20 protein-coding genes and 1 riboswitch are annotated in these 24,776 nt (G+C 70.1%); of the genes, 2 read left to right on the top strand and 18 right to left on the bottom strand.

The genetic code is table 11. The features are described from left to right. Window positions 1-62 precede the first annotated feature (62 nt). Window positions 63-611, top strand: coding sequence for a crossover junction endodeoxyribonuclease RuvC (gene ruvC / locus BP68_RS05925; protein WP_496369691.1), 549 nt, complete (start codon window positions 63-65; stop codon window positions 609-611). Between the two features lie 15 nt (window positions 612-626). Here ruvC and BP68_RS05920 read toward each other — a convergent pair whose 3' ends face one another. Then, window positions 627-2,258 (bottom strand): methyl-accepting chemotaxis protein, encoded by a 1,632-nt coding sequence (locus BP68_RS05920; RefSeq protein WP_496369690.1) that lies wholly within the window; start codon window positions 2,256-2,258, stop codon window positions 627-629. Window positions 2,259-2,513: 255 nt separating this feature from the next. Between BP68_RS05920 and BP68_RS05915 the strand changes: the two genes are divergently transcribed. Continuing rightward, the gene (locus BP68_RS05915; RefSeq protein WP_496369689.1) at window positions 2,514-4,127 is read left to right on the top strand and encodes a methyl-accepting chemotaxis protein; all 1,614 of its coding nucleotides are present in this window, start codon (window positions 2,514-2,516) and stop codon (window positions 4,125-4,127) included. Window positions 4,128-4,154: 27 nt separating this feature from the next. On the opposite strand, the gene thiC is transcribed toward BP68_RS05915, so the two are convergent. From thiC to rsmH, 17 genes are all read right to left on the bottom strand, one after another. After that, window positions 4,155-5,999 (bottom strand): phosphomethylpyrimidine synthase ThiC, encoded by a 1,845-nt coding sequence (gene thiC / locus BP68_RS05910; RefSeq protein WP_496369688.1) that lies wholly within the window; start codon window positions 5,997-5,999, stop codon window positions 4,155-4,157. Between the two features lie 75 nt (window positions 6,000-6,074). Continuing rightward, a riboswitch (TPP riboswitch) is annotated at window positions 6,075-6,184 on the bottom strand. A 37-nt stretch (window positions 6,185-6,221) separates the two neighbouring features. After that, window positions 6,222-6,398: a hypothetical protein gene (locus BP68_RS05905; RefSeq protein ID WP_496369687.1), complete on the bottom strand. Its 177-nt coding sequence runs from the start codon at window positions 6,396-6,398 to the stop codon at window positions 6,222-6,224. Between the two features lie 21 nt (window positions 6,399-6,419). Next, window positions 6,420-7,343, bottom strand: a complete 924-nt coding sequence (gene lpxC / locus BP68_RS05900) for a UDP-3-O-acyl-N-acetylglucosamine deacetylase (protein WP_496369686.1) — start codon at window positions 7,341-7,343, stop codon at window positions 6,420-6,422. Window positions 7,344-7,471: 128 nt separating this feature from the next. Beyond that, window positions 7,472-8,701, bottom strand: a complete 1,230-nt coding sequence (ftsZ, locus tag BP68_RS05895; RefSeq protein ID WP_496369685.1) for a cell division protein FtsZ — start codon at window positions 8,699-8,701, stop codon at window positions 7,472-7,474. A 162-nt stretch (window positions 8,702-8,863) separates the two neighbouring features. Then, window positions 8,864-10,093 (bottom strand): cell division protein FtsA, encoded by a 1,230-nt coding sequence (ftsA, locus tag BP68_RS05890; protein WP_496369684.1) that lies wholly within the window; start codon window positions 10,091-10,093, stop codon window positions 8,864-8,866. A 34-nt stretch (window positions 10,094-10,127) separates the two neighbouring features. Next, window positions 10,128-10,970, bottom strand: coding sequence for a cell division protein FtsQ/DivIB (locus tag BP68_RS05885; RefSeq protein WP_496369683.1), 843 nt, complete (start codon window positions 10,968-10,970; stop codon window positions 10,128-10,130). Beyond that, the gene (locus BP68_RS05880) at window positions 10,967-11,965 is read right to left on the bottom strand and encodes a D-alanine--D-alanine ligase (RefSeq protein WP_496369682.1); all 999 of its coding nucleotides are present in this window, start codon (window positions 11,963-11,965) and stop codon (window positions 10,967-10,969) included. The genes BP68_RS05885 and BP68_RS05880 overlap by 4 nt, the downstream gene beginning before the upstream one ends. Next, window positions 11,965-13,395, bottom strand: a complete 1,431-nt coding sequence (gene murC, locus BP68_RS05875) for a UDP-N-acetylmuramate--L-alanine ligase (RefSeq protein ID WP_496369681.1) — start codon at window positions 13,393-13,395, stop codon at window positions 11,965-11,967. Before murC ends, BP68_RS05880 begins: the two co-directional genes overlap by 1 nt. Beyond that, window positions 13,392-14,456 carry an undecaprenyldiphospho-muramoylpentapeptide beta-N-acetylglucosaminyltransferase gene (gene murG / locus BP68_RS05870; RefSeq protein WP_496369680.1) on the bottom strand — a complete coding sequence of 355 codons (1,065 nt, stop codon included), beginning with the start codon at window positions 14,454-14,456 and terminating at the stop codon, window positions 13,392-13,394. Before murG ends, murC begins: the two co-directional genes overlap by 4 nt. Then, the gene (gene ftsW / locus BP68_RS05865) at window positions 14,453-15,727 is read right to left on the bottom strand and encodes a putative lipid II flippase FtsW (protein ID WP_496369679.1); all 1,275 of its coding nucleotides are present in this window, start codon (window positions 15,725-15,727) and stop codon (window positions 14,453-14,455) included. Before ftsW ends, murG begins: the two co-directional genes overlap by 4 nt. Further along, entirely contained in the window at window positions 15,724-17,610 is a 1,887-nt protein-coding gene (gene murD, locus BP68_RS05860) for a UDP-N-acetylmuramoyl-L-alanine--D-glutamate ligase (RefSeq protein ID WP_496369678.1), read from the bottom strand. The genes ftsW and murD overlap by 4 nt, the downstream gene beginning before the upstream one ends. After that, entirely contained in the window at window positions 17,607-18,785 is a 1,179-nt protein-coding gene (gene mraY / locus BP68_RS05855) for a phospho-N-acetylmuramoyl-pentapeptide-transferase (RefSeq protein ID WP_496369677.1), read from the bottom strand. The genes murD and mraY overlap by 4 nt, the downstream gene beginning before the upstream one ends. Continuing rightward, the gene (locus BP68_RS05850; RefSeq protein WP_496369676.1) at window positions 18,776-20,212 is read right to left on the bottom strand and encodes a UDP-N-acetylmuramoyl-tripeptide--D-alanyl-D-alanine ligase; all 1,437 of its coding nucleotides are present in this window, start codon (window positions 20,210-20,212) and stop codon (window positions 18,776-18,778) included. Before BP68_RS05850 ends, mraY begins: the two co-directional genes overlap by 10 nt. A gap of 20 nt (window positions 20,213-20,232) precedes the next feature. Then, complete coding sequence (locus tag BP68_RS05845) at window positions 20,233-21,741, bottom strand: UDP-N-acetylmuramoyl-L-alanyl-D-glutamate--2,6-diaminopimelate ligase (RefSeq protein WP_496369675.1); 1,509 nt, start codon at window positions 21,739-21,741, stop codon at window positions 20,233-20,235. Beyond that, entirely contained in the window at window positions 21,738-23,486 is a 1,749-nt protein-coding gene (locus BP68_RS05840) for a peptidoglycan D,D-transpeptidase FtsI family protein (protein WP_496369674.1), read from the bottom strand. Before BP68_RS05840 ends, BP68_RS05845 begins: the two co-directional genes overlap by 4 nt. Next, a complete protein-coding gene (gene ftsL / locus BP68_RS05835) occupies window positions 23,483-23,788 on the bottom strand; it encodes a cell division protein FtsL (RefSeq protein ID WP_496369673.1) in 306 nt (101 codons plus the stop codon). The genes BP68_RS05840 and ftsL overlap by 4 nt, the downstream gene beginning before the upstream one ends. A gap of 55 nt (window positions 23,789-23,843) precedes the next feature. Further along, a complete protein-coding gene (gene rsmH / locus BP68_RS05830) occupies window positions 23,844-24,770 on the bottom strand; it encodes a 16S rRNA (cytosine(1402)-N(4))-methyltransferase RsmH (protein ID WP_496369672.1) in 927 nt (308 codons plus the stop codon). Between the last annotated feature and the right edge of the window lie 6 nt (window positions 24,771-24,776).

Below are 24,776 nucleotides of genomic sequence, written 5' to 3'. Positions count from 1 at the left end.
TATAGCCAAAACGGCCTCCAACGCTTATAGACAAAGCGTCAACAGCTATATTTTTGATAGTCATGAGAATCCTGGGAATCGACCCCGGCCTGCAGACCACGGGCTTTGGCGTGGTGGACGTGGAGGGCCAGCGCCTGGCCTATGTGGCCAGCGGCACCATCCGCACCACGGGGCTGGCGCTGGGGGATCTGCCGGGGCGGCTCAAGGTGCTGTTCGACGGCATCAGCGAGGTGGCGGCGCGCTACCAGCCCGATGCGTCGGCGGTAGAGATCGTCTTCGTCAACGTCAACCCGCAGTCCACCCTGCTGCTGGGCCAGGCGCGCGGCGCGGCGCTGACGGCCCTGGTCAACGCCAACCTGCCCGTGGCCGAGTACACGGCGCTGCAGATGAAGAAGGCCGTGGTGGGCCATGGCCGCGCAGCCAAGTCCCAGGTGCAGGAGATGGTGCGCCGCCTGCTCACCCTGCCAGGCCTGCCCGGCACCGACGCGGCCGACGCACTGGGCCTGGCCATCACCCATGCGCACGCCGGCGCGGCCATGGCCCGCGTGGGCGAGGTGGCGCAGCTGACACGGCGCCAGCACGCCATGTACAAGGCCGGGCGCAGCTACTGACCGGTCTTCCGCGGGTCAGGCGGCCAGCGCCAGCCGGGCCGCGCCGGCCGCCACGGGGTGCGGGCCGGCCAGCGGCTGCGCCTGCCCGCCGCCGCCCAGCTGGAACCGCCCCACGGCCCGCGCCAGCTGGTCCGCCTGGTCGCGCAGCGACTGCGAGGCGGCCGTGGACTGCTCCACCAGCGCGGCGTTCTGCTGCGTCATCTGGTCCAGATGGCTCACGGACTGGCTCACCTGGCCGATGCCGCCCGCCTGCTCCGCCGCCGCGCCGGTGATCTCGGCCACGATGTCCGCGACGCGGCGCACGCTGCCCACGATCTCGGTCATGGTCTCGCCCGCCTGGGCCACCAGGCGCGTGCCGCCTTCGACGCGCTCCACCGATGTGCCGATCAGCGCCTTGATTTCCTTGGCCGCCTCGGCGCTGCGCTGGGCCAGGCTGCGCACCTCGCTGGCCACCACGGCGAAGCCCCGGCCCTGCTCGCCGGCGCGGGCGGCCTCCACGGCGGCGTTCAGCGCCAGGATGTTGGTCTGGAAGGCGATGGAGTCGATCACGCCCGTGATGTCGCCAATGCGCCGCGAGCTTTCGGAGATCTCGCCCATGGTCTCCACCACCTGCGACACGACGGTGCCGCCGCGCACCGCCACCTCGGCCGCCGAGGCCGCCAGGCGGCTGGCCTGGCGCGACGACTCGGCGCTGTGCTGCACGGTGCCGGTGAGCATCTCCATGGACGACGCGGCCTGCTGCAGGCTGGCGGCCGTCTGCTCGGTGCGCTGGCTCAGGTCCTGGTTGCCCGTGGCGATCTCGGCACTGGCCGTGGCGATGCCGCCCGCGGCCTGCTGCACCTGCCCCACCAGGGTGCGCAGCGCGTCCTGCATGCGGCCCATGGCCACGACCAGGCTGCCGATCTCGTCGCGCTGGCGGGCCTGCACGGCATGCGCCAGGTCGCCCGCCGCGATGCGCTCGGCCAGCTGCCGCGCCTGGTCCAGGGACTGGGTGATGGAGCGCACGCTGGCCAGCGCCAGCGGCACCAGCACGGCCAGGCCCAGCAGCACGGCGGCGGCGATCAGGGTGGCCATGGTGGCGGTGCGCCCGTCGAGGGCCTGGCGCGCCTCGTCCATGTGGCCGCGCGCCTGCGTGGCCAGGCTGGCCAGCAAGGCGTCCGTGGCGTCCATGTGGCCCTTGAAGCGCTCGGCGTAGGCGCCCGCCCCCGCGCCGTCGAGCAGCGCGCGCTCGATCTGGTCGAAGATGGGCACCAGGCCGTCCTCGTAACGCTTCATCTCGGCCAGCGCCTGGTCGAGCGCGGCGGTGAACTGCGCGTCGTCCGGCTGCGCCCCGCGCACCTGCGCCAGGCTCTTGCGCAGCGCCGCCAACTGCCGGCTCCAGCCCTCGCGCAGCGCCTGGACCTCCACGGCGTTGTTGAAGTTGATGATGATGTCCTTCTCGGCCCGGCGCAGGTGGCCCAGGCCCGTGCGCAGCTCCGCCATGTCGGTGAGCGTTTGCACCTGCCGGGCGAACAGTTCCTGCATGGTGGTGCGCGAGCGGTCGAGCGCCACGTAGCCCATGGCGCCAACGACGGTCAGCAGCACCAGGGAGAAGACGGTGGCGAAGTACAGGCGTGCACGAATGGAGAGTCGCCCCAGAACGGTCATGGCATTCCTTTGCTGAACATGGTCCACGGCATGCGCAAGTTCCGCGCCATGGCCGGGTGCAGCCTTATGGGCCGCTGGAAATGCAACTTTATGTTGCGGCATTTCACTGCAACAGAGGGTATTTACCGGCCGTCCATGCGCCTGGTAGAGGACTCTGACTAGCATCTGGGGAATGCACCACTTGTAAACATATTGTCACAACTATGACGCACAGTGCACCAAGGGCCGATGGGCCTTTGAATCCCCAGACTGCGCATGCCACCACACATCCCCTCTTCCCGCTCCCTGGCCCTCGGGCCGCTGGGTCGCCGCCTGCTCGGCCTGTTCATGGCCGTGCTGGCGCTGAGCCTGGTGGGCTCGGCCATCGGCCTGTGGTCGCTGCAGCGCATCGGGCAGTCCACCGACGACATGGTCAGCCGCAGCGTCGCCAATGAACGGCTGGTGGCCGACGCCCATCGCCTGCAGGCCATCAACGCCGAGCGCTACAAGGCCGTGGCGCTGAGCGCCGAGCCCGAGGTGGGCGACACCCTGGGCGCCGACATCGCCCAGACGCAGCGCCAGTACGACGCGCTGATCGCCACGCTGGGGCAGCGGCTCACGGCCCCTGAAGACCAGGAGCGCCTGGCGCGCGTACATGCCAGCACCGAGGCCTTTCACCTGGCGCGCGCGGCCCTGGTGGAGGCGCGCGACTACGGGCTCACGGAACGCATCCGCCAAGTGTATGGCGAGCGCTTCCTGCCCGCGTCGCAGGCCTTGCAGGCGGCGCTGGACGCGCTGACCCAGTCCCAGCGCCAGTCCATCGACGCAGCCGCCCTGCGCGTGGCCGCATGGAGCCGCATGGCGCAGCTGTCGCTGCTGGCCTTTGGGGCGCTGTCGCTGGCGCTGGGCACGCTGCTCGCACTGTGGCTGGTGCGCAGCATCACCCGCCCCATCGCCCTGGCCAGCGACACCGCAGACCGCGTGGCGCGGCTGGACCTGCGCCAGGACATTGCGGGGCACGCACGCGACGAGACCGGGCACATGCTGTCCTCCCTGGCGGTCATGCAGACCGCGCTGCGCGGCCTGGTACGGCAGGTGGGCGCTTCCGTGCAGGGCCTGCACAGGGCATCGAACGACATCGCCACCGGCAATGCCAACCTGTCCACCCGCACGGAGCAGGCCGCCGCCAGCCTGCAGGAAACGGCCGCAGCACTGGAGCATGTGACGCACGCCGTGCGGGTGTCGGCCGAAACGGCACAGCACACCGAGGCCCAGGCCGCGCAGGCCTCAGCCGTGGCGCGCGAGGGCAGCGGCGTGGTGGCACGGGTCGTGCAGACCATGGAGCAAATCTCGCGCAGCTCGCACCAGATCAGCGACATCACGGGGGTGATCGACTCCATCGCCTTCCAGACCAACATCCTGGCGCTCAACGCGGCCGTGGAGGCCGCCCGCGCCGGCGAGCAGGGCCGGGGCTTCGCCGTGGTGGCCACCGAGGTGCGCAGCCTGGCCAACCGCTCGGCCGAGGCCGCGCGCGAGATCAAGGCGCTGATCGCGGCCTCCGTGGAACAGGTGGAGGCCGGGTCCACCCTGGCCGGCGAGGCCGGCCGCACCATGGAGCAGGTGGTCGTGGCCATCCAGAATGCCGCCCAGACCATGGCGAAGATCCGCGCCAGCAATCATGCGCAGAACCAGGACATCGCCGCCATCCACTCCGCCATCGCGCGGCTGGACCAGATGACGCAGCAAAACGCGGCCCTGGTGGAGGAGTCCGCCGCGGCCGCCCAGGGCCTGCACGGCCAGGCCGACGAACTGGCGGCGCTGGTCAGCCGGTTCCAGCTGCCAGGCGATCCGGCACCGGCGCCCGGCCCCCTGCTGCTGGCGGCCCGCTGAGCGAACGGCGGGCCGCCCCTCGGCGCGTCAGCCCGCGGGGTGGATGGGCACGTAAAGTTCGCCGCCCGTGCGGTTGAACTCCTGCGCCTTGTCCTTCAGGCCCTGCTGTGCGAACTCGCGCACCTCCTGCGTGATCTTCATCGAGCAGAACTTGGGGCCGCACATGGAGCAGAAGTGCGCCACCTTGGCCGAGTCCTTGGGCAGGGTCTCGTCGTGGTATTCCTTGGCCGTGTCGGGGTCCAGGCCCAGGTTGAACTGGTCCTGCCAGCGAAAGTCGAAACGCGCCTGGCTGAGCGCATCGTCGCGCGCGCGCGCGCCCGGGTGGCCCTTGGCCACGTCGGCGGCGTGGGCCGCAATCTTGTAGGCGATGATGCCCTGCTTCACGTCGTCGCGGTCGGGCAGGCCCAGGTGTTCCTTGGGCGTCACGTAGCACAGCATGGCCGTGCCCATCCAGCCGATCATGGCCGCGCCAATGGCTGACGCAATGTGGTCGTAGCCGGGGGCGATGTCGATGGTCAGCGGGCCCAGGGTGTAGAACGGCGCCTCGTGGCAGGTCTTGAGCTGCTCGGTCATGTTGGCCTGGATCATGTGCATGGGCACATGGCCGGGGCCTTCGATCATGGTCTGCACGTCGTGCTTCCAGGCGATCTGAGTGAGTTCGCCCAGCGTGTGCAGTTCGGCGAACTGCGCCTCGTCGTTGGCATCGGACGCGCAGCCGGGGCGCAGGCCGTCGCCCAGGCTGAACGACACGTCGTACGCCTTCATGATGTCGCAGATGTCCTCGAAATGCTCGTACAGGAAGCTTTCGCGGTGGTGCGCCATGCACCACTTGGCCATGATGGAGCCGCCGCGCGAGACGATGCCCGTGCGCCGCTGTGCCGTGAGCTGGATGTAGGCCAGGCGCACGCCCGCATGGATGGTGAAGTAGTCCACGCCCTGCTCGGCCTGCTCGATCAGCGTGTCGCGGAAGATCTCCCAGGTCAGGTCCTCGGCCACGCCGCCGACCTTTTCCAGCGCCTGGTAGATCGGCACGGTGCCGATGGGCACGGGGGAGTTGCGCACGATCCAGTCGCGCGTGGTGTGGATGGCCTTGCCGGTGGACAGGTCCATCACGTTGTCGGCGCCCCAGCGGATGGCCCAGACCAGCTTTTCCACCTCTTCCTCGATGCTCGAGGTGACGGCCGAGTTGCCGATGTTGGCGTTGATCTTGACCTTGAAGTTGCGCCCGATGGCCATGGGCTCGACCTCGGGGTGGTTGATGTTGGCCGGAATGATGGCGCGGCCGCGCGCCACCTCGTCGCGCACGAACTCGGGCGTGATGATCTTGGGAATGGTGGCACCCAACGGGTTGCCGGCCAGGCGCTGCTCGCGGGCCTGGTCCTGCATGTACTGCGCCATCCACTCGCGGCGGCCGTTTTCGCGGATGGCCACGTACTCCATCTCGGGGGTGATGATGCCCTTCTTGGCGTAGTGCATCTGCGTGACGTTGCCACCCGCCTTGGCGCGCAGCGGCTGGCGCTGCAGCGCGGCGGCCTCGGCACGCAGCTGAGCCAGGCGGTCGCCGTCCTCAGCCTTCTGGCCGTCATCGAGCGCCTTGCGCACGCGGCCCTCGTAGCTTTCCGTGTCGCCGCGCGCGGCAATCCATTCGCCGCGCACGCTGGCCAGGCCCTGGCGCACGTCGATCTGCACACCGGGGTCGGTGTAGGGGCCCGAGGTGTCGTAGACGCTCACCACCTCGCCGTTGGTCAGCAGGATGTCCCGCACGGGCACGCGCAGATCGGCGCGGCTGCCGCTCAGGTAGCTCTTGGTCGATGCGGGGAAGGGCTCGCGCGTCAGTGCGAGCAGGTCGGCGAACTTGTCGGGGGCGTTCATGGCGGGGCACTCCGGAAAGGTGGTTGGAATGCTCCGCAATCGGCCGAATGCATGCGCGCACCAAGGCTTGCGCACGGATCCCACTGCAGCTCTTCTTACGCTGGTTCTAACCAGATCAAGTTCGCGGTTCCGGCGGTTGGGCCCGCCATCTCAGCACGCCACTACGTGCACCCCGGAGCGGAGCCGAGTATAGGCGACCCGGTCCGCAGCAAGGCCATGCCCCTAAAGCACGCGCTCCAGGATCAGCACCAGGAAGAACATGGCCGCCGCGATGATGGTCCATTTGACGATCACCAGGCCGAAGCGCTTGTAGCGCTGCTGCCCCGTGGCGGCGAAAAAGCCGAAGGAAACGGCTGCCACCAGCAGCAGCAGCATGACGGCCCAGCGAAAGATCAACATATGCCCACCTCGCTCATGCCGTCACCAGGCGCGCGCCGGCCGGGCGAAGCCCGCAGGTGCCTGGCGTTCGTTGTCGAAGGTCGCGATCTCCCACGCGTCCTCGTGCGCGAGCAGCTCGCGCAGCAGCAGGTTGTTCATGGCGTGGCCCGAACGAAACGCGCTGTAGGCCGCCAGCAAGGGCTTGCCGACCAGGTACAGATCGCCCATGGCGTCGAGGATCTTGTGCTTGACGAACTCGTCGTCATAGCGCAAGCCGTCGGCATTGAGCACCTTGTAGTCGTCCATGACAATGGCGTTGTCCAACCCGCCGCCCAGCGCCAGTCCGCTGGAGCGCAGCATCTCCACATCCTTGGTGAAGCCGAACGTGCGCGCCCGCGCGATGTCGCGCGTGTAGTTGCCGGAGCCAAGGTCGAACTCCACGCTCTGCCCCGTGGAGTCCACGGCCGGGTGCGCGAAGTCGATCTCGAATCGCAGCTTGAAGCCGTGGTAGGGCTCCAGGCGCGCCCACTTGAGGTTCTGGCCCTCACCCTCGCGCACCTCCACCGGCCGCTTGAGGCGGATGAAGCGCTTGGGCGCGTTCTGCAACTCCACGCCCGCGCTCTGCAGCAGGAACACGAAGGAGGCCGAGGAGCCGTCGAGGATGGGCACTTCCTCGGCCGTGATGTCGATGTAGAGATTGTCCAGCCCCAGGCCGGCGCAAGCCGACATGAGGTGCTCCACCGTATGCACCTTGGCGCCGCCGACGCCGATGGTCGATGCCATGCGCGTGTCGACCACGGCCGTGGCCGTGATGGGAATGTCCACCGGCTCGGGCAAGTCCACCCGGCGGAACACGATGCCCGTATCCGGCTGCGCCGGGCGCAACGTCAGCTCGACCCGCTGGCCGCTGTGCAGGCCCACGCCCACGGCGCGGGTCAGGGTCTTGATGGTGCGTTGCTGAAGCATCGAGCGATTTTAGTGGCCGCGGCCCCGCCCGGCATGCGGGCGTTGGCTATGCCGGCCATAGGCCAGGGACAACGAAAAAGCCGGCAAACAGCCCCTGCGGGCTGCCGCCGGCCACGGTTCGCCGCCCCTCAGTCGGCCTGCTTGCGCAGGAAGGCGGGGATCTCCAGTTCATCCATGCCGCCCGAGGACAGCGCGTCCACGCGTGCCGTGGCCACGGAACGGTTGGTGCGCCAGACGCTGGGCACGGCCATGCTGCCGTAGTCGGCCTGGGCGGCGCCGCCAACCACGCCACCCGACACACCCACCGCAGCGCCGGCCACCGGCATCTGGTAGGCCACGTTGTCCGTGCCGGTCCGCAGGCTGCCCTGCACCACCTGCATGGACTGGCGGCGGGCATTCTGGCGCGACAGGCCGGTTGCGACCACCGTGACGCGGATTTCCTCGCCCAGGCTGTCGTCGTATGCAGCGCCGAAGATGACATGCGCATCGGGCGAGGCGTAGGCGTTGATGGTGTTCATCGCCAGGCGCGACTCGGCCAGCTTGAGGCTGCCCTTGCTGGCCGTGACCAGCACCAGAACGCCCTTGGCACCGGACAGGTCGATGCCCTCCAGCAGCGGGCAGGCAATGGCCTGCTCGGCGGCGATGCGCGCGCGGTCGGGGCCGCTGGCCGTGGCCGTGCCCATCATGGCCTTGCCGGGCTCGCCCATGACGGTGCGCACGTCCTCGAAGTCCACGTTCACCTGGCCGTACTCGTTGATGATCTCGGCAATGCCGCCCACGGCGTTCTTGAGCACGTCGTTGGCATGGGCGAAGGCCTCTTCCTGGGTGATGTCGTCGCCCAGCACCTCGAGCAGCTTCTCGTTGAGCACCACGATCAGCGAATCGACGTTGGCCTCCAGCTCGGCCAGGCCCTCGTCGGCGTTCTTCATGCGGCGGCCGCCCTCCCAGTCGAAGGGCTTGGTGACCACGCCCACGGTGAGGATGCCCATCTCCTTGGCCACGCGCGCGATCACCGGCGCGGCGCCCGTGCCCGTGCCGCCGCCCATGCCGGCGGTGATGAACAGCATGTGCGCGCCCTGGATGGCCTGGCGGATGTCCTCCTGGGCAGCCTCGGCGGCCTCGCGGCCCTTGTCGGGCTTGCTGCCGGCGCCCAGGCCGCTGTGGCCCAGCTGGATGGTACGGTGCGCCGTACTGCGCGTGAGCGCCTGCGCATCGGTGTTGGCGCAGACGAACTCCACGCCCTGCACGCTGCGCATGATCATGTGCGCGACCGCGTTGCCGCCGCCGCCGCCGACACCGATCACCTTGATCTGCGTGCCCTGGTTGAACTCTTCGGACTCGATCATTTCGATGGTCATGATGGTGCTCCTGAAACTACGTTGTGATTTGCAATTGCCAATGGTGTGTGCTTGTTGTTGTGCCGTGTGGTGCCGGCGGGAGGCGGAGCGGTGCTTCGCCATCGCCCCCGCTTTCTGCGCGGCGGTCCGGCGCGTGCAAGCCAGAGCAGAGGGGCGGCCATGTCAGAAGTTCCCCACGATGAAGTCCTTGAAGCGGCCGAAGGCCGTCTTCACCGATCCGCTCTTGGCCGCCACCTTGAAGCCGCGCAGGCGCGCCAGGCGCGCCTCCTCCAGCAGCCCCATCACGGTGGCCGCGCGCGGCTGGGCGATCATGTCGGCCAGCGCGCTCGAATACTTGGGCAGGCCACGGCGCACGGGCTTGAGGAAGATGTCCTCGCCCAACTCCACCATGCCCGGCATGACGGCGCTGCCGCCCGTGAGCACGATGCCCGAGGACAGCACCTCCTCGTAGCCCGACTCGCGGATCACCTGCTGCACCAGCGAGAAGATCTCCTCCACGCGCGGCTCGATCACGCCGGCCAGCGCCTGCTTGCTGAGCATGCGCGGGCTGCGGTCGCCCAGGCCCGGCACCTCCACCTGCGCCTCGGGGTCGGCCAGCAGCTGCTTGGCGTAGCCGCTTTCCACCTTGATGTCCTCGGCGTCCTTGGTGGGCGTGCGCAGCGCCATGGCGATGTCGCTGGTGATGAGGTCGCCCGCGATGGGAATCACGGCCGTGTGGCGGATCGCGCCGCCGGTGAAGATGGCCACGTCGGTCGTGCCCGCGCCGATGTCCACCACGGCCACGCCCAGCTCGCGCTCGTCGTCGGTCAGCACCGCCTGGCTGGATGCCAGCGGGTTCAGCATGAGCTGCTCCACCTCCAGCCCGCAGCGGCGCACGCACTTGATGATGTTCTCGGCCGCGCTCTGAGCGCCGGTCACGATGTGGATCTTGGCCTCCAGGCGGATGCCGCTCATGCCGATGGGCTCCTTCACGTCCTGCCCGTCGATCACGAACTCCTGCGGCTCCACCAGCAGCAGGCGCTGGTCGCTGCTGATGTTGATGGCCTTGGCCGTCTCCACCACGCGCGCCACGTCGGCCTGGGTGACCTCCTTGTCCTTCACGGCCACCATGCCGCTGGAATTGAGGCCCCGGATATGGCTGCCGGTGATGCCGGTGTACACGCGCTGGATCTTGCAGTCGGCCATCAGCTCGGCCTCTTTCAGCGCCTGCTGGATGCTCTGCACCGTGGCGTCGATGTTCACCACCACGCCGCGCTTGAGGCCGTTGCTGGGCGCCACGCCCAGGCCCGCGAGCTTGAGCTCGCCGCCCGGCAGCACCTCGGCCACCACGGCCATGACCTTGGCGGTGCCGATGTCCAGCCCCACGACCACATCTTTGTACTCTCTTGCCATAGTTCTCTGTCCTGCCCTCAGTTGTTCTGCCCCGTTACCTGCCCTGCACCCGCGTGCGCGACGCAGCCGGCCGCGCGGGCGCACGCACCGGCGCCGCGCGCTGCGCATCGGCGCTCACGGTGGTCACGCCGCGCAGCCGCAACGCGTAGCCGCTCTCGTGCCGCAGGTCGGCGTACTCCAGCGCATCCACCCGCCGCCCCTGCTGCTGCGCCACGCTGGGCAGCGTGCCCACCAGGCGCCGCACGCGCTCCATCAGCACCCCCTCCTGACCACCGCCCAGCTCCAGCACGGCGCCGCTGTCGAGCGTGACGCGCCAGCCGCCGTTGCCCGTCAGCTCCAGCGTGTCGATGCCGGAACCCAGCGGCGCGAGCGCCTGCGCCAGCCGCCGGTACATCTGCAGCATTTCGGCCGAGCGCTCGGGCGCGCCCAGCAGGCGCGGCAGGTTGTCCTGCTCCAGGTCGTCGGCATGGGCCTCGAAGACCTCGCCATGGCTGTTGACCAACGTGGCGCTGCCCTCCGCGCCCCAGTGGGCCACCACGTCATGCTCCTGCAGCTCCACGCGCAGGCCGCTCGGGAACTCGCGACGCACATGGGCGCGGCGCACCCAGGGCACCTGCTCGAAGGTGCGGCGCGCCGCGTTCAGGTCGACGGTGAAGAAGTTGCCGACGAGCTGCGGCGCCACGTTGGCGCGCAGGCTCATGGCGCTGGTGTGCACCAGCTCGCCCTCCACCGCGATGCGTCCGATCGCGAAGGCCGGATGGCGCAGCAGCCACCCGCCGCCCACCACCAGCACGCCCACGGCACAGCCCATGAACAGGACCGTGGCGGTCAGGTTCATGAGCTTGACGTCGAGCGGTGCCGGCAGCGCGTGGTTCATGCGTTCCCCTGTCCTCCCGCCGCGCCCTCGCGCCCCTGCAGCGCGTCGAGCGAGGCGCTGGCCAGGATGCGCAGGCACAGGTCGGGGTAGCTGATGCCGCTGGCCTGGGCCGCCATGGGCACGAGCGAATGGCCGGTCATGCCGGGCGAGGTGTTGATCTCCAGCAGGAAGGGCTTGCGGTCGCTGGCGCGGATCATGATGTCCGCGCGCGCCCAGCCGCGGCAGCCCAGCGTGCGGAAGGCCTGCACGACGATGCGCTGGATCTCGCGCTCCTCGGCCTCGGGCAGGCCGCTGGGGCAGTGGTACTGCGTGACGTCGGTGAAGTACTTGTTCTGGTAGTCGTAGTTGCCTTCCGGCGCCACGATGCGGATCACCGGCAGCGCCTGCGCCGCCGCGCCCTGGCCCAGCACCGGGCAGGTGGTCTCGTCGCCGGCGATGAACTGCTCGCACAGCACCTCGGGGTCGTGCTGCGCGGCCAGGCGGTAGGCCTGCTCGCACTGGCCCAGCGAGGTCACCTTGGTCAGCCCGATGGTCGATCCCTCGCGCGAGGGCTTGACGATCATGGGCGCGCCCAGTTCCTGGAAGGCCCGGGCCGTCTCGGCGCTGCTGGAGACCAGCCGCCAGTCCGGCGTGGGCAGGCCCTCGAAGCGCCAGATGCGCTTGGTCATGATCTTGTCCATGGCAATGCTGGACGCCATGACGCCGGGGCCGGTGTAGGGAATGCCCAGCAGCTCCAGCGCGCCCTGCACCGTGCCGTCCTCGCCGTGGCGACCGTGCAGCGCGATGAAGCAGCGCTTGTAGCCATGGGTCTTCAGCTCCGACAGGTCGCTGTGCGCGGGGTCGAAGGCGTGGGCGTCGACGCCGCGCGCGCGCAGCGCCTGCAGCACGCCGCCGCCGGACATGAGCGACACCTCGCGCTCGGCCGACGTGCCGCCCATGAGCACCGCCACCTTGCCCAGTGCCTGCGCATCGATATTCAGATCATTTTGGCTCATTACGCCCGCCCTTCCTGCGCTGGCAGCTCACTTTTTTGAAGCAACTCGACCACCTTGGCGGGCACGCCGCCGATCGAGCCCGCGCCCATGCACAGCACCACGTCGCCGTCCTTGGCGCCGGCAGCGATGCGCTGGGGCATCTCGGCCACCTCGTCGATGAACACCGGCTCCGCCGTGCCGGCCACGCGCAGCGCGCGCGCCAGCGAGCGGCCGTCGGCGGCCACGATGGGCGCCTCGCCGGCGGCATAGACCTCGGTCAGCAGCACGGCGTCGGCGCCGCCCAGCACCTTCACGAAGTCCTCGAAGCAGTCGCGTGTGCGGCTGTAGCGGTGCGGCTGGAAGGCCAGCACCAGGCGCCGGCCCGGGAAGGCGCCGCGGGCGGCCGCCATGGTGGCCGCCATCTCCACGGGGTGGTGGCCGTAGTCCTCGATCAGAGTGAAGCTGCCGCCGTCCTGCGTGGGCAGGTCGCCGTGGCGCTGAAAGCGCCGGCCGACGCCGGTGAAGCCGGCCAGCGCGCGCAGCAGGGCCTCGTCGGGCACGTTCAGCTCGGTCGCCACGGCGATCGCCGCCAGGGCGTTGAGCACGTTGTGCTCGCCGGCCAGGTTGAGCACGACGTCCAGGTCGGGCAGCGTGACGCCATTGCGCCGCTGCACGCGAAAGTGCATCTGCGTGCCCACGGCGCGCACGTCCAGGGCGCGCACCTCGGCGCCCTCGGCCAGGCCGTAGCTCGTCACCGGGCAGGTCACCTGGGGCAGGATGTCGCGCACCGCCGGGTTGTCGATGCACAGGATGGCCGTGCCGTAGAACGGCATGCGGTGCAGGAAGTCCACGAAGGCCTGCTTGAGCCGGCCGAAGTCGTGGCCGTAGGTCTCCATGTGGTCGGCGTCGATGTTGGTGACCACGGCCATCACGGGCAGCAGGTTCAGGAACGAGGCGTCGGACTCGTCGGCCTCGACCACGATGTACTCGCCCTTGCCCAGCTTGGCGTTGGTGCCAGCGCTGTTCAGGCGCCCGCCGATCACGAAGGTCGGGTCCAGCCCGGCCTCGGCCAGCACGCTGGCCACCAGGCTGGTGGTGGTGGTCTTGCCGTGCGCGCCCGCGATGGCGATGCCGCGGCGCAGGCGCATGAGTTCGGCCAGCATCACGGCGCGCGGCACGATGGGGATCTTCTTCTCGCGCGCGGCCAGCACCTCGGGGTTGTCCTGCTGCACGGCGGTGGAGATCACCACGGCATCGGCCCCCGCGACATGCGCGGCCGCGTGGCCCACGTGGGTGCTCACGCCCAGCGACTGCAGGCGGCGCAGCGTGGCGCTGTCCGCCAGGTCGGAGCCCGAGACGCCGTAGCCCAGGTTGTGCAGCACCTCGGCGATGCCGCACATCCCGGAGCCGCCGATGCCGACGAAATGGATGTGACGAATGGCGTGCTTCATGCGGCCAGCTCCTCACAGGCGGAGACCACCTCGCGGGTGGCTTGGGTTTTTTGCATCGTTTTAGCCTTCAGCGCCCGCTCCACAAGCGCGGGCCGCTCTGTATTCAATAGCACGTCGGCCAGCCAGCGCGGCGTCAGGTCGGCCTGCTGCGCCAGCCAGCCGCCGCCCGCCTCGACGAGGAAGCGCGCGTTGGTGGTCTGGTGGTCGTCCACCGCATGCGGGAAGGGCACGAACACCGCGGCCGCGCCCACGGCGGCGATCTCGGTGACGGTGCTGGCGCCCGCGCGGCACACGATGAGGTCGGCCTCGGCGTAGGCCGTGGCCGTGTCGTCGATGAAGGGCGTGCACTCGGCCTGCACGCCCGCCGCCGCGTAATTGGCGCGCAGCTGCTCGATCTGCGCGGCGCCGCTCTGGTGCATGACCCGGGGCCGCTGGCCTTCCGGGATCAGCGCCAGCGCCTGCGGCACGATCTCGTTGAGCGCGCGTGCGCCCAGGCTGCCGCCCACGACCAGCAGTTGGAGCGGCCCCGTGCGCCCCGCAAAGCGCTCGGCCGGACCGGCCTGCCGCGTGAAGGCGGCGCGCAGCGGGTTGCCCACCCACTGGCCCTTCGTGAACACGCCGGGGAAGGCGGTGAAGATGCGGTCGGCCACGCCGGCCAGCACCTTGTTGGCCATGCCGGCCACGGAGTTTTGCTCGTGCAGCACCAGGGGCTTGCCGGCCAGCACGGCCATCATGCCGCCGGGGAAGGTGACGTAGCCGCCCATGCCCACGACCACGTCGGGCCGCACGCGCCGCACCACGGCCAGCGCCTGCCAAAACGCGCGCAGCAGCTTGAGCGGCAGCAGCGCCAGCGTGACCAGCCCCTTGCCGCGCACGCCCGAGAAGTCGATGGTCTCCAGCGCAAAGCCCTGCTGCGGCACGATGCGCGACTCCATGCTGCCCGGCGTGCCCAGCCAGTGCACGCGCCAGCCGCGTGCGCGCAGTTCCTCGGCCACGGCCAGGCCGGGGAAGATGTGGCCGCCGGTGCCGCCGGCCATGATGAGCGCGGTCTTCTGCGTCATGTGCGCCCTCCCCTCATCAGCAGCTTGTTTTCGTAGTCGACGCGCAGCACCACGGCGACGGCGACCAGGTTCATGAGGATGGCCGAGCCGCCGAAGCTCATGAGCGGCAGCGTCAGCCCCTTGGTGGGCAGCGCGCCCAGGTTCACGCCCATGTTGATGAAGGCCTGGAAGCCGATCCAGATCGCCACGCCCTGGGCCACGAGGCCCGAGAACACGCGGTCCAGCGCGATGGCCTGGCGGCCGATGTGCATGATGCGGCGCGTCATCCACAGGAAGGCCAGGATCAGCGTGAGCACGCCCACCAGGCCGAACTCCTCGCCGATCACGGCCAGCAGGAAGTCGGTGTGCGCCTCCGGCAGCCAGTGCAGCTTTTCCACGCTGCCCCCCAGGCCCACGCCGAAGATCTCGCCGCGGCCGATGGCGATCAGCGAGTGCGACAGCTGGTAGCCCTTGCCCAGCGCATGCTTTTCGCTCCACGGGTCGAGGTAGGCAAAGATGCGCTCGCGCCGCCAGTCCGAGAACCAGACCATGGCCGCGAACGCCAGCAGCAAAATGGCGGCGATCAGGAAGAACATGCGGGCGTTCACGCCGCCCAGGAACAGGATGCCCATGGCGATCACGGCGATCACCATGAAGGCGCCCATGTCGGGTTCGGCCAGCAGCAGCGCGCCCACGATGGCCACGGCGACCGCCATGGGCATCACGGCGCGGAAGAACCGCTCCTTGACCTCCATCTTGCGCACCATGTAGTCCGAGGCGTAGATCAGCACGGCGAACTTGGCCAGCTCCGACGGCTGGAAGTTCATCACCCCCAGGCTGAGCCAGCGGCGCGCGCCGTTGACCACCGTGCCCACATGCGGAATCAGCACCGCGATGAGCAGCACGATGGAGGCCACGAACAGCCAGGGCGCCATGCGTTCCCAGGTGTTCATGGACACCTGGAACGCGAACAGCGCCGCCACGAAGCCCACGCCCAGCGCCGTCACATGGCGCACCAGGAAATGCGTGGGCGCGATGTTGCCGAAGCGCGGGTTGTCCGGCATGGCGATGGAGGCCGAATACACCATCACCACGCTGAAGGCCAGCAGCAGGACCACGACCCACAGCAGCGCCTGGTCGAAGCCCAGCACGCGCGCGGGCGTGGCCGCGGTGCGCCGGTATTCCGTGCCGCCCACGCGCACGGGCAGCACGTCGGCGGTCTTGGCCGGCAGCGCGCCCACCCAGCCCAGCAGGCGCTGCCAGAGGTTGGTGCGGGGAGCCGCGGCGCTCATGCCAGGCCTCCGTCCAATGACTGGCCCGCATCCTCGGCCAGGGCCTGCACGGCGTCCCGGAACACCTGGGCGCGGTGGCCGTAGTGGTCGAACATGTCCAAGCTCGCGCAGGCGGGCGACATGAGCACGGCGTCGCCCGCGTGGGCGCGCTGCGCGGCCAGTTGCACAGCCTCGGGCAGCGTGGCGGCGTCCAGCAGCGGCACGCCGCTGCCCTGCAGCGCGGCGCGGATCTGGGGCGCGTCACGGCCGATGAGCAGCACGGCGCGCGCATAGCGCGCCACGGGCGTGGCCAGCGGCGAGAAGTCCTGCCCCTTGCCATCGCCGCCCAGGATCACCACCAGGCGCCGGTCCGCGCCCAGCCCCGTGAGGGCCGCCACCGTGGCGCCCACGTTGGTGCCCTTGCTGTCGTCGAAATACTCCACCTCGCGCACCATGCCCACGGGCTCCACGCGGTGCGGCTCGCCGCGGTATTCGCGCAGGCCGTAGAGCATGGGCGCCAGCGCGCAGCCCGCGGCCTGGGCCAGTGCCAGGGCGGCCAGCGCATTGGTGGCGTTGTGCCGGCCGCGGATGCGCAGCGCATCGGCGGGCATCAGGCGCTGGATGTGCAGCTCGGCCTCCGGCTGCGCCTTGCCGCGCTTGGCGGTTTCGTCGGCCTCGTGCGCACGCACCAGCCAGGCCATGCCGCTCACGATCTCGATGCCAAAGTCGCCCGGGCGCTGCGGCATGTCGCCGCCGAAGGTGACATGGGCGCGCAGCTGGGGCTTTTGCAGCTTCACGCGCAGGGGCGGCGGCAGCATGGCCATGACCTCGGGGTCTTCGCGGTTGAGCACCATGAGGCCCCGCTCGCCGAAGATGCGCGCCTTGGCCTGGGCATAGGCCTGCATGCTGCCGTGCCAGTCCAGGTGGTCCTGCGTGATGTTGAGCACCACGGCGGCCGTGGGCTCGAAGCCTGTCACCCCGTCGAGCTGGAAGCTCGACAGCTCCAGCACCCAGACCTCGGGCAGCTGGCCCGCGTCGATGCGCTGACCCAGCGTGTCCAGCAGCGTGGGGCCGATGTTGCCGGCCACGGCCACGCTCTTGCCCGCGCATTCCACCAGCAGCCCCGTGAGCGAGGTCACGGTGGTCTTGCCGTTGGTACCGGTGACGGCCAGCACGGCCGGCGCATAGCCCTGGGTGGCGCGCAGTTCGCGCAGCGCCATCGCATACAAGCCCAATTCGCCTTGCACGCTTATCTGTAGCGCGTCAGCAGCTACAACAATAGGAGCAATCTCCGCCGGACGCAGGCCCGGGGAACGGTACACCGCGTGCAGTTCGCGGCCCTGCAGCAGGGACGCATCGAAGGCGCCGGCGACAAACTCCACCTGCGGCAGCTCGGCGCGCAGCGCCGCCAGCTGCGGCGGGTTGGCCCGCGTGTCGGCCACGGTGACCTGCGCACCGCTGCGCACACACCAGCGCGCCATGGCCAGGCCCGAGGCGCCGAGGCCCAGCACCAGCACCCGCCGCCCGGCCAGGGACACCGGGGCGTCACCGGCGGCGGCCGGCTGGCCATCGGCCACGGCCGCATCGCCCGCTGCGTCCTCAGGCGCGGCGCTTTCGCCGGCCGGCTCGGCGGCGGTGGCCTCGTCGGAACTGCCCACATCGGCAAAGATGCGCGCCACGAACTCGGCTGCGGCCGCGGCGGCCGACACCGTGGGCGCGGTGTAGTCGAAGCGGTCAGCGGCAGCTGGGACGGCCGGCGGTTCGGCGCCGGGCAGCACCTCGGCCGGTGCGACAGGCGGCACCGCCTCCGGCAACGACACCGCCACCGGTGCGGGCACGGCCGCATCCACCGCGGCGGGCGTGGCCGCTTCGGGGCGCAGGGGGTCGTGGTGCTCGGTGCTCATCGCAGCTTCAGCGTGGACAGCCCCACGAGGCACAACAGCATGGTGATGATCCAGAAGCGCACGACGACCTGCGTCTCCTTCCAGCCACTTTTCTCGAAATGGTGGTGCAGCGGCGCCATCTTCAGCAGGCGCCGGCCCTCGCCGTAGCGGCGCTTGGTGTACTTGAACCAGGTCACCTGCAGCATCACCGACAGGGCCTCGACCACGAAGATGCCGCCCATGATGGCCAGCACGATTTCCTGGCGCACGATGACGGCGATAGTGCCCAGCGCCGCGCCCAGCGCCAGCGCGCCCACGTCGCCCATGAACACCTGGGCCGGATGGGTGTTGAACCACAGGAAGGCCAGGCCCGCGCCGGCCATGGCCGCGCAGAAGATCAGCAGCTCGCCCGAGCCCGGGATGTGCGGGAACAGCAGGTACTTGGAGTAGCTGGCGTTGCCCGTCACGTAGGCGAAGATGCCCAGGGCCGAGCCCACCATGATCACCGGCATGATGGCCAGGCCGTCCAGGCCGTCGGTGAGGTTCACCGCATTGCTCGAGCCCACGATCACGAGGTAGGTGAGGATCACGAAGCCCAGCACGCCCAGCGGGTAGCTGACCTCCTTGAAGAAGGGCACGAGCAGGCCGGCCTTGGGCGGCAGATCCAGCGAGAAGCCCGATTGCACCCAGGTGGCGAACAGCTCGAACACGCGCGCGTTGGAGCTTTCGGAGATGCTGAACACCAGGTACAGCGCGGCCAGCAGGCCGATCACCGACTGCCAGAAATACTTCTCGCGCGAGCGCATGCCCTCCGGGTCCTTGTTGACCACCTTGCGCCAGTCGTCCACCCAGCCGATGGCGCCGAAGCCCAGCGTGACGGCGAGCACGATCCACACGAAGCGGTTGGACAGGTCGAACCACAGCAGCGTGGAGATGGCGATGGAGCCCAGGATCAGCACGCCGCCCATGGTGGGCGTGCCGCTCTTGGACAGGTGCGACTGCATGCCGTAGCCGCGGATGGGCTGGCCGATCTTGAGCGAGGTGAGCATGCGAATGACCTTCGGCCCCGCCACCAGCCCGATCAGCAGGGCCGTCACGGCGGCCATCACCGCGCGGAACGTGAGGTACTGGAACACGCGCAGAAAGCTCAAGTCGGGCGACAGGCCCTGCAGCCATTGGGACAGCATCAGCAGCATGCGGCGCCTCCCTCAGCGGTCGTTCCCCGGGCGGTGCCGCCCTGCGCTCCGGCCTCATGCACGGCCTCGAGCGCCTGCACCACCTGTTCCATCTTCATGAATCGCGATCCCTTCACCAGCACGCTGCCCACCCCGGGCAGCGCTGCCCGCACCGCTGCCTGCAGCGCTGCCATGTCGTCAAAATGCCTTGCCGCAGGCCCATAGGCCCGCGCCGCGTGGGCGCTCAAGGCGCCCAGCGCATAAACCTGCTCGATGCCGCGCTGGCGCGCATGCGCGCCGGCCTCGGCGTGGAACTGCGGCCCCTGGTCGCCCACCTCGCCCATGTCGCCCAGCACCAGCAGGCGCGGGCCCGGCAGTTCGGCCAGCACCTCGACGGCGGCGTGCACGGAGTCGGGGTTGGCGTTGTAGCTGTCGTCCACCACGGTGATGCCGCGCCCCTGGCACTGCACGGCGAAGGCGCGCGAACGCCCCTTGACCGGCACGAAGGCCGCCAGGCCCTGCGCGATGGCCTCCAGCGGCACGCCCGCGGCCACGGCGCAGGCGGTGGCGGCCAGTGCGTTGGTGACGTTGTGCCGCCCGGCAATGGCCAGCCGCGTGTCGAAGGCGCCCTGCGGCGTGTCCACGCGCACCTGCCAGGCGCCGCCCTGCCACTGCGCGGCCGCGCAGCGCACCTCGCCCGCCGCCTCGCCAAACGTCAGGCAGCGGCGCCCCTGCGCCAGTTCGCGCCACAGCGACGTGAAGGCATCGGCGGCAGGGAACACGGCCACGCCCTGCGGCGGCAGTGCCGCGAACACACTGCCGTTCTCGCGCGCCACGGCCTCCACCGTGCCCATGAACTCCAGGTGCTCGCGCTGGGCGTTGTTGACCAAGGCCACGGTGGGCCCCGCCATGTCGGCCAGGCCGGCGATCTCGCCCGGGTGGTTCATGCCCAGCTCGATCACCGCCGCCGCGTGCGTTGCGCGCAGCCGCAGCAGCGTGAGCGGCACGCCCACGTCGTTGTTGAAGTTGCCCTGGGTGGCCAGCGCGGCATCGCCCTTCCAGGCGCGCAGCACGGCGGCGATCATCTGCGTGACCGTGGTCTTGCCGTTGCTGCCCGTCACGCCGATCAACGGCAGCGCCCACTGCGCGCGCCAGCCGGCGGCCAGTGCGCCGAGCGCGCGCAGGCTGTCGGGCACCTCGATGCCGGGCAGGCCGGCCGCCGCCAGCCCGCCATGGGCCAGGGCCGCGGCGGCACCGGCGGCACGCGCCTGCGCGAGGAACTGGTGGGCGTCGAAGCGCTCGCCCTTGAGCGCCACGAACAGGTCGCCCTGCGCCAGCGTGCGCGTGTCGGTGTGCACGCGCGCGAGCGGCGTGGCGCCGTCGCCCACGATGCGGGCGGCAGGAATGCGGGGCTGCAGCAGGGCCAGCGCCTGCTGCAAGGTCAGCATGGGGGAAATGTGTGGGTGGCTCATGCCACGGCTCCTCGGCGCGCCAGCGCGTCACGCGCCTGCGCCATGTCGGAAAACGGCAGGCGTCTGCCGGCCGTCTCCTGGTAATCCTCATGGCCCTTGCCGGCGATCAGCACCACGTCGGCGCCATCGGCCTCGGCCAGCGCCTGCGCGATAGCGGCGGCGCGGTCGGCTTCGGCGCGCACGTGGGTCGAGGCGATCATGCCCAGCAGGATCTGGTGGATGATGGCCCGCGGGTCTTCGCCGCGCGGGTTGTCGCTGGTGACGATCACGCGGTCCGCCTCGCGCTGGGCCACGGCCCCCATCAACGGGCGCTTGCCCGCATCGCGGTTGCCGCCGCAGCCGAACACGCACCACAGGCGGCCGCCCCGCTGCGCCGCCACGGGCCTGAGCGCGGCCAGAGCCTGGTGCAGCGCATCGGGCGTGTGGGCATAGTCCACGGCCACCAGGGGCTGGCCGGCCAGGGCCAGCTGCTCCATGCGGCCGGGCACCGGCGCGAGCCCGGCGCAGGCCCGCAGCGCCTGCGCCAGCGGCACGCCCATGGCGCGCATGCCGGCGATCACGCCCAGCAGGTTGGAGACGTTGTACAGGCCGATGACCCGGGTCTGCAGCAGCTCGGCCTGCGCGCCCTCGGCCACGGTGAACGCCAGGCCGGCGCCCGTGTGCACGATGTCCCGGGCCTGCAGGCGTGCCGGCCCGTGGATGGAAACGCTCCACAGGTCCAGCCCGCGGCCCGCGAGCTCGGCATGCAGCGCGGCACCCTGCGCGTCGTCGATGTTGACCACGGCGGCCTGCAGCCCGGGCCAGTCGAACAGCACGCGCTTGGCCTGCCAATAGGCCGCCATGCCGGGGTGGTAGTCCAGGTGGTCCTGGGTGAAGTTGGTGAACAGCGCCACGCGGATGCGCGTGCCGTCCAGCCGGTGCTCGGCCAGGCCGATGGACGAGGCCTCGATGGCGCACGCCCCCAGGCCCGCGTCGGCAAACTGCGCGAAGGCGCGCTGCAGGCGCACCGGATCGGGCGTGGTCATGCCCGTGGCATCAAGCGCCGGCGGCACACCCATACCCAAAGTACCCACCAGCGCACACCCGCCAAGCGCGGATAGCTCCTGTTTTGATAGCAAACCAAAGGCGTCAGCCAGCCACCAGGCGGTGCTGGTCTTGCCATTGGTCCCCGTCACGGCCAGCACGGGCAGGCGCTGCGTGGGGTGGCCGAACCATGCGTCGGCAATGAGGCCGGTCGCGGCCTTGAGGCCGCGCAGCGACGCGATATGCGGGCGGCCATCGAACCCGAAGGGCGCCACGCCCTCTTGTTCCACCAGGCAGGCCACGGCACCGCGCGCCATGGCATCGCCCACATGGGCGCGCCCGTCCGTGGCCGCGCCGGGCCAGGCGATGAAGCCGTCGCCCGGCTGGACGAGGCGGCTGTCGGTCTGCAGCGTTCCCGTGACACGCTCGCGCAGCCAGCGCACGGCCTCGGGTGCAGAGGTGAGGGTGTGCAGGGCCGTCACAGCGACTCCTCCACGGCGTTGGAGACGATCAGCGGCTTGACCGCCATGTCGGGCGCCACGCCCATCATGCGCAGCGTCTGCTGCACCACTTCGCTGAACACCGGCGCCGCCACCGCGCCGCCGTAGATCACGCCGTTGCTGGGCTCGTCGACCATCACGGCGACGATGATGCGCGGCTGGTCCACGGGCGCCAGCCCGGTGAACCAGGCCCGGTACTTGCCCGAGGCATAGCTCTTGCCCACCTGCTTGCGCGCCGTGCCCGACTTGCCGCCCACCGAATAGCCCACGGTCTGCGCCTTCTGCCCCGTGCCGCCGGGGCCGGCGGCCATCTGCAGCATCTTGCGCACCTGGTTGGCGGTGCGTTCGGAAAACACGGGCACGCCCACGCCGGGCTCGTGGGACTTGAGCATGGTGGCCGGAATCACCTTGCCGCCGTTGGAGAACACGGTGTAGGAGCGCGCCATCTGGAACAGGCTGGCCGACAGGCCGTAGCCGTAGGCCATGGTGGCCTGCTCGATGGGCCGCCAGCTCTTGTACGGCCGCAACCGCCCGCCGGCCACGCCGGGAAAGGCGATGTGGGGCTTCTGCCCGAAGCCCACGGCGGAGAAGGTCTCCCACATCTCCTGCGCGGGCAGCTGCATGGCGATCTTGGTGGTGCCCACGTTGCTCGACTTCTGGATCACTCCTTCCACCGACAGCACGCCATAGTTGCGCGTGTCGCTGATGGTCGAGCCCGTGATGTTGATGCGCCCGGGCGTGGTGTCCACCAGGGTCTCGGGCTTGAAGCGCCCGCTTTCCAGCGCCAGTCCGACGGTGATGGGCTTGATGGTCGAGCCGGGCTCGAACACGTCGGTGAGCGCGCGGTTGCGCAGCTGCTCGCCCGTGAGGTTCTGGCGCTTGTCGGGCACGTAGCTGGGGTAGTTGGCCAGGGCCAGCACCTCGCCGGTACGGGCGTCGAGCACCACCACGCTGCCGGCCTTGGCGCCGTGCGCCATGACGGTGTCGCGCAGCTTCTGGTAGGCAAAGAACTGCACCTTGCTGTCGATGGACAGCTGCATGTCCTTGCCGTCCACGGGCGGCACCTCGGCGCCCACGCCCTCGACCACGCGGCCCAGGCGGTCCTTGATCACGCGGCGGGAGCCGGCCTTGCCGGCCAGCTCCTTGTCGAACGCCAGCTCCATGCCCTCCTGGCCATGGTCCTCCACGTTGGTGAAGCCCACCACATGCGCGGCCGCCTCGCCCTCGGGGTACTGGCGCTTGTATTCCTTGCGCTGGTAGATGCCCTTGATGTTCAGCGCAGCGATCTTCTGGCCCACGTCCCAGTCAAGCTGGCGCTTGATCCAGACGAAGGTCTTGTCCTCGTCGGCCAGCCTGGCCTGCAGCGCGGGCAGCGGCATGTCCATGAGGCGCGCCAATTCCTTGAGCTTGGCGCGCACCTCGGGCTTGTCGCCCTCCACGTCCTCGGGAATGGCCCAGATGCTGGCCGCCGGCACGCTGGAGGCGAGGATCAGCCCGTTGCGGTCCAGGATACGGCCGCGGTTGGCCGGCAGCTCCAGCGTGCGCGCAAACCGCACCTCGCCCTGGCGCTGGAAGAAGGCATTGCCAAACACCTGCACGTAGGCCGCGCGCCCCGCCAGCCCCATGAAGCCCAGTGCCACCAGGGCGACGATCATCTTGCTGCGCCAGACCGGTGTCTTGCTGGCCAGCAGCGGGCTGGAGGTGTAGTTCACGCTGCGGCTGCTCACTGCACGCCTCCCGCCGCGGGAACGGACGCCACGGGGGCGCCGTCATCGGTCACGTACTGGGTGATGGCCGGCGTGGTCGTGCGCATGTGCAGGCGGTCGCGCGCCAGGCGCTCCACGCGCAGCGGCGTGGCCTGGGCCCGCTTTTCCACCTGCAGGCGCTGGTGCTCGGTCTCCAGGCGGCGCGACTCGGCCACCGCGCGGTCGAGTTCGGTGAACAGGCGCCGCGACTGGTACTGCGTGTGCACCAGGTAGAGCGCGCTGGCCATCACGGCCAGCAGCAGCACCAGGCTGACGCGCGTCATGGCCGCCCCCCCGGGCTGCGTGCCACGCCGCGCCCCCAGAGGGCCCGCGCGGCATTCATGCAGGCACCTCCGTGCGTTCGGCCACGCGCATCACGGCACTGCGCGCACGCGGGTTCGCCGCCACCTCGGCGGCACCGGGCTTGATGCGCTCCAGGGCCTTGAGCCGCATGGGCTGGGGCGGCGCGAACGGCGCGCGGCGGTCGAAGACCTCCTTGGAATGCTGGGCGATGAACTGCTTGACGATGCGGTCTTCGAGCGAGTGGAAGCTGATCACCACCAGCCGCCCACCGGGCTGCAGCACCGCCAGGCTGGCCTCTAGCGCCTGTTGCAGTTCTTCAAGCTCGGCATTGATGAAAATCCGAAGAGCCTGAAATGTGCGCGTTGCAGGGTTCTGGCCTGCCTCGCGGGTCTTGACCGCGCCAGCCACGATGTCGGCCAGTTCGGCGGTGCTTGCAATGGGGCCGCGCTGCGTGCGCCGAGCAACAATCGCCTTTGCAATGGGGCCAGCAAACCGTTCTTCACCGTAGTCACGTATCACCTCCGCAATCTGCGCCGCTTCGGCATCTGCCAGCCACTCGGCCACGCTCTGGCCGCGCGTGGTGTCCATGCGCATGTCCAGCGGACCGTCGAATCGAAAACTGAACCCGCGCCCCGGATCGTCGATCTGCGGAGAGCTGACCCCCAGGTCGAGCAGCACGCCCGCCACGCTGGCGGGCGGCAGCTCCTGCAGGTGCGAAAAGCCCTGGTGCCGAATGGAAAAGCGCGCATCCTGGATGCGCGCCGCTTCTTGGATGGCCTGGGGGTCCTTGTCGAACGCCACCAGCCGCCCCTGCGGCCCCAGCCGCTGCAGGATGAGACGCGAATGCCCCCCCCGGCCGAACGTGCCGTCTACGAAGGTGCCCGCGGGCGATTCGCCATCGCCCAGCAAGGCGTAAACCGCCTCATCGAGCAAGACCGTGGTGTGCTGCAGGGACTGATTCACGCGCAG

This window comes from Diaphorobacter oryzae DSM 22780 (assembly GCF_059568935.1).
Note: the sequence above shows the minus strand (reverse complement) of the source record. Positions and strands in the feature narration are given on the sequence as shown.

Bases quoted from the DNA above. Each gene is read 5' to 3' on its own strand.
- ruvC (WP_496369691.1), top strand. From the start codon at position 63: ATGAGAATCCTGGGAATCGACCCCGGCCTGCAGACCACGGGCTTTGGC.
- BP68_RS05920 (WP_496369690.1), bottom strand. From the start codon at position 2,258: ATGACCGTTCTGGGGCGACTCTCCATTCGTGCACGCCTGTACTTCGCC.
- BP68_RS05915 (WP_496369689.1), top strand. From the start codon at position 2,514: ATGCCACCACACATCCCCTCTTCCCGCTCCCTGGCCCTCGGGCCGCTG.
- thiC (WP_496369688.1), bottom strand. From the start codon at position 5,999: ATGAACGCCCCCGACAAGTTCGCCGACCTGCTCGCACTGACGCGCGAG.
- BP68_RS05905 (WP_496369687.1), bottom strand. From the start codon at position 6,398: ATGTTGATCTTTCGCTGGGCCGTCATGCTGCTGCTGCTGGTGGCAGCC.
- lpxC (WP_496369686.1), bottom strand. From the start codon at position 7,343: ATGCTTCAGCAACGCACCATCAAGACCCTGACCCGCGCCGTGGGCGTG.
- ftsZ (WP_496369685.1), bottom strand. From the start codon at position 8,701: ATGACCATCGAAATGATCGAGTCCGAAGAGTTCAACCAGGGCACGCAG.
- ftsA (WP_496369684.1), bottom strand. From the start codon at position 10,093: ATGGCAAGAGAGTACAAAGATGTGGTCGTGGGGCTGGACATCGGCACC.
- BP68_RS05885 (WP_496369683.1), bottom strand. From the start codon at position 10,970: ATGAACCACGCGCTGCCGGCACCGCTCGACGTCAAGCTCATGAACCTG.
- BP68_RS05880 (WP_496369682.1), bottom strand. From the start codon at position 11,965: ATGAGCCAAAATGATCTGAATATCGATGCGCAGGCACTGGGCAAGGTG.
- murC (WP_496369681.1), bottom strand. From the start codon at position 13,395: ATGAAGCACGCCATTCGTCACATCCATTTCGTCGGCATCGGCGGCTCC.
- murG (WP_496369680.1), bottom strand. From the start codon at position 14,456: ATGACGCAGAAGACCGCGCTCATCATGGCCGGCGGCACCGGCGGCCAC.
- ftsW (WP_496369679.1), bottom strand. From the start codon at position 15,727: ATGAGCGCCGCGGCTCCCCGCACCAACCTCTGGCAGCGCCTGCTGGGC.
- murD (WP_496369678.1), bottom strand. From the start codon at position 17,610: ATGAGCACCGAGCACCACGACCCCCTGCGCCCCGAAGCGGCCACGCCC.
- mraY (WP_496369677.1), bottom strand. From the start codon at position 18,785: ATGCTGCTGATGCTGTCCCAATGGCTGCAGGGCCTGTCGCCCGACTTG.
- BP68_RS05850 (WP_496369676.1), bottom strand. From the start codon at position 20,212: ATGCTGACCTTGCAGCAGGCGCTGGCCCTGCTGCAGCCCCGCATTCCT.
- ftsL (WP_496369673.1), bottom strand. From the start codon at position 23,788: ATGACGCGCGTCAGCCTGGTGCTGCTGCTGGCCGTGATGGCCAGCGCG.